Here is a 4,034-nt window from a genome sequence, read left to right on the forward strand (position 1 = left end):
CGCCATCGCCATCGCCATCGCGAGGAACGAGCCGACTGGTCCCCCCTCGGCGTCTGTGCGGCTAGGAGGAGCGGTCGTCGCGGCAGCCGGGCTCCAGGGCGGACGCCGGCTCCTCGCGGGCGCCCCGCTGCACGTCCTCTCCCGACCGCAGCAGCCGCTCGGCCTCAGCGGCCGAGAGCGGCACCGGAGGCGGACCCTCGTCGGTGAGCATCCGGTAGAAGCGGCGGCAGGCCCGGTCCTCGTCCTCGAACCGCTCCAGCACCTCGCGGCGGCCGCGCTCGTGGACGCCCACCACCCACCGGCCGCCCTGCTCTTCCAGGTAGAGGCGGTCCGCCGGCCAGGGCCCTCCGGGGCAGCCCTGGATCTCGTAACGCCCCTCGGGCACCCCGGCCTCTCTCAACACCTCATGCAACCGGTGGCGGTCCATGTCCTGCCCTCCTCCGGCGCTCAGTTCGCCCGCACCAGGTTGCCGCTGACCACCAGGCTGTTCACGTTGGCGCCGGTCTGCACGGTCGGGCAGTACGGGACCGACCTCACCGAGGTCACGTACTGCACTCCCTGGCCCGGCTGTTCGAACGCGGGGGCCTGCGGCCCGGCACACACGGTGGTGTCCTTCGCCACCCGGTACAGGTGGTAGTTGAACGGGTACCGTGGGTCGACGGTGTCGAGGTTGGACGGCGGAAGCGCACGCCCCGCGTACTTGGCCCCGGCCGGTGCGAGGAAGCTGCCGAACTCGTCGCCGAAGCGATCCACCATCTGACCGGGATGGAGCGTCAGCGGAGCCGCGATGACCCGGCCGTCGGTGGCGTGCTCGAAGCCGTTGTCCGGCGGGTACCGCCAGTCGCCCCGCCCGACGTCCTTGGTGGGGTCCCACCACCTGGAGAGGAACTCCACGGGGGTGAGGCCACCGAGCCTTCGGTAGCCGCTGAGGATGCTGCCCAGGATCCCGCTCTCCGGCAGACGCGTCGGGCCGAGCCGCCAGTCGCCGCAGAGGAACGGCCCGTACGACGAGTAGGCGTACGGCGGCGGCACCAGCCCCAGACAGGACGGCGGAGCGGGCTCGGAAGGAAGGCGGCCGCCCGCAGGCCCGCCCGGGCCGGGGGCGGCCGCGTGCACCGCGGCCGGGGGCATGGCCGCGGTCGCCACCTCGGCGGCCGCGGGGCCGAGGATCGAAGCGCCGACCATGCCGAGTGCCGTGAGCAGGCCCACGCCCCAACGTGACGTTCTCAAGGGTCCTCCAGTGGAACGGATGTCCGAACGCAGCGCCACACCGATGGTGACGATGCGTAGCCAGATCCACTACAGACGGTGTCCCCTGAGGCAACAACCGGTGCGGTCCGGATGGCCGCACCGGTCGACGTGCCGGTCAGGCGTTGGGGGCGACCCTGGTCAGGCCGTTGATGATGCGGTCCATGGCGTCGCCGCCGCGCGGGTCGGTCAGGTTGGCCAGCAGCTTGAGGACGAACTTCATCAGCATGGGGTGGGTCAGCCCGCGCTCGGTGGCCACCCGCATCACCCGGGGGTTGCCGATCAGCTTCACAAAGGCCCGGCCCAGCGTGTAGTAGCCGCCGTAGACGTCCTTGAGCACCCGGGGGTACGCCTCCAGGGCACGCTCCCGGCCAGCCTCGGTGACCCGGGCCAGGGCCTGGACCACCACGTCGGCGGCGATCCGGCCGGACTCCATGGCGTAGGCGATGCCCTCCCCGTTGAACGGGTTGACCATGCCGCCGGCGTCGCCCACCAGCAGCATGCCGCGGGTGTAGTGCGGCTGGCGGTTGAAGGCCATCGGCAGGGCCGCGCCGCGGATCGGCTCGGTCATGTTCTCCGGGGTGTAGCCCCACTCCTCGGGCATGTTGGCGCACCACGACTTCAGCAGCTCGCGGTAGTCGATCTCACCGAAGGAGGAGGTGGTGTTGAGCAGGCCCAGACCCACGTTGCTGGTGCCGTCGCCCATCCCGAAGATCCAGCCGTAGCCGGGCATCAGGGTGTTGCGGCCCTTGCGGCGGTCCCACAGCTCCAGCCAGGACTCCAGGTAGTCGTCGTCATGGCGCGGGCTGGTGAAGTACGTCCGGTACGCCACCCCCATCGGCCGGTCCTCGCGGCGGTGCAGGCCCATCGCCAGCGACAGCCGGGTGGAGTTGCCGTCGGCGGCGACCACCAGCGGCGCGGTGAAGACCACCGGCCGCTTCTCCTCGCCCAGCTTGGCCGTCACACCGGTGATCCGGCCCGTACGGTCGTCCAGCACCGGGCCGGTGACATTGGCCCGCTCGTACAGCCGCGCCCCGGCCTTCTCCGCCTGCCGGGCCAGCAGCTCGTCGAAGTCGGCGCGCTTGCGCACCAGGCCGTAGTCGGGGAAGGACGCCAGGTCGGGCCAGTCCAGCTCCAGCCGCACCCCGCCGCCGATGATCCGCAGACCCTTGTTGTGCAGCCAGCCGGCACCCTCGGAGACGTCGATGCCCATGTCCACCAGCTGCTTGACGGCGCGCGGGGTCAGACCGTCGCCGCACACCTTCTCCCGGGGGAAGGCGGACTTCTCCAGCAGCAGGACGTCCAGACCGGCCCTGGCAAGGTGGTAGGCGGTCGTCGCCCCGGCGGGACCCGCGCCCACCACGATCACATCGGCGGTCCCCTCGACGGGCTCGTCCGGCTTGGCGGCGGCGTCGGGAGCTGCGGTCTCGGTCACGTTCGGCACTCCTGGCTGCTCTCGGCTGATGCGGGCCCGGTCCGGAACCGGACCCCGAGCAGTCTATGGGCCCGCCCCCCGGCGGAGCCGGTCGGGCGGTGTGCGCCGCTCCCCGGCGAGCCCGGGCGCCGCCGTACGCCGCCTGCGGTGAGGGCACCACCCGGGCCTGAGCGCGTGTGACGTACGAGGTCGTCCGGCAGGCGCGGACTGACGGCTCCACAGCCCGCTTCCGCAGGCCGGCCCCGAGGGTCCGCGCCGGCTGCCGACAGTGGCCGGCGGGCAGGTGGACGACCCCTGCCGCGGCCGGATCCGCGCCGGGTCCGGGGGGCCGCCCGCCGCGTGTGCTTCACGGGATCACCGGCCTCGCCGCCGCCATCGTTGTCATCCGTGCGGGCCGCCCCGGCCGGGTTCCCCCGGGCGGCGCCCGCCGCCCGCCCTGCCGGTGCGGGCGCCGAGATTTAACCTCAAAGCCCCTTCTGTGCAGGGTTCTACGCGCGTATCTTGGGCCGGGCGCTCCTCGGCCCTCGGCCAAGGACAGCGGTGGGGGAATGAAGGGCGCTGCCTGGTGCCGCCCTCGGGCGGCGCCTGGCCATGTCCTGACGCTTCGTCCGTTCCGAAGGAGACCCCTCCGGTGTCGCACACCCTCGACTCAACGCCCCGTCCCGAGAGACCCCGCCCCGCCCGGCTTCGCAGGCGGCTGGTGCCGATCGCGATCACCGGGTCCCTGGTGCTGGCCGGAATGGGCGTCCACTCGGCCTTCGCCGCCCCCTCCGCGGACGCCGTCATAGCCGAGGTGTACGGAGGCGGCGGCAACTCCGGCGCCACGTACACCAATGACTTCGTCGAGCTGGGCAACGCCGGCTCCGCCGCGCTGGACCTCTCCGGCTACAGCGTCCAGTACCTTCCGGGGAGCCCCACGGCCACCTCCAAGTGGCAGGCCACCCCGCTCACCGGCACTCTCCCCGCCGGCGGCCGCTACCTGGTCGGCGAGGCGGCCGGCACCGGCGGCACCACCCCGCTGCCCGCCCCCGACGCCAGCGGCACCATCGCCATGTCGGGCACCAGCGGGACCGTGGCCCTGGTCCAGGGGGCCGACCCGCTCACCTGCCTCAACGCTGCGGACTGCGCCGCCGACACCCGGGTCAAGGACCTGGTCGGCTACGGCACCGCCGTGGTCCACGAGGGCAGCGGCGACGCCGCCGGAGCCGGCAACACCGCCTCGGTCGCCCGCCCGGCCCTGGCCGACACCGACGACAACGCCGCGGACTTCACGGCCGGTGCGCCGACCCCCGAGAACTCCGCGGGCGGCGGCTCCGGCGGCAGCCCCACGCCCACGCCCACCCCCACCGAC

4 protein-coding genes are annotated in these 4,034 nt (G+C 73.3%); 1 reads left to right on the forward strand and 3 read right to left on the reverse strand.

The annotated features are described in order from the left end of the window. Positions 1–61: 61 nt before the first annotated feature. The 3 genes from AOK09_RS14555 to AOK09_RS14565 all read right to left on the reverse strand — a co-directional run bounded on the left by AOK09_RS14555 (position 62) and on the right by AOK09_RS14565 (position 2,683). Positions 62–427: a hypothetical protein gene (locus tag AOK09_RS14555; RefSeq protein ID WP_055587611.1), complete on the reverse strand. Its 366-nt coding sequence runs from the start codon at positions 425–427 to the stop codon at positions 62–64. 20 nt (positions 428–447) lie between these two features. Next, positions 448–1,230, reverse strand: coding sequence for a TNT domain-containing protein (locus AOK09_RS14560; protein WP_157875899.1), 783 nt, complete (start codon positions 1,228–1,230; stop codon positions 448–450). A 136-nt stretch (positions 1,231–1,366) separates the two neighbouring features. Beyond that, a complete protein-coding gene (locus AOK09_RS14565) occupies positions 1,367–2,683 on the reverse strand; it encodes a geranylgeranyl reductase family protein (protein WP_055587613.1) in 1,317 nt (438 codons plus the stop codon). A gap of 700 nt (positions 2,684–3,383) precedes the next feature. On the opposite strand from AOK09_RS14565, the gene AOK09_RS14570 reads away from it, so the two are divergent. Then, a partial coding sequence (locus AOK09_RS14570; RefSeq protein WP_322973175.1) for a lamin tail domain-containing protein occupies positions 3,384–4,034 on the forward strand: 651 nt, incomplete at its 3' end.

Origin of the sequence: Peterkaempfera griseoplana (genome assembly GCF_001418575.1) — a bacterium.
Lineage (GTDB): Bacteria > Actinomycetota > Actinomycetes > Streptomycetales > Streptomycetaceae > Peterkaempfera > Peterkaempfera griseoplana.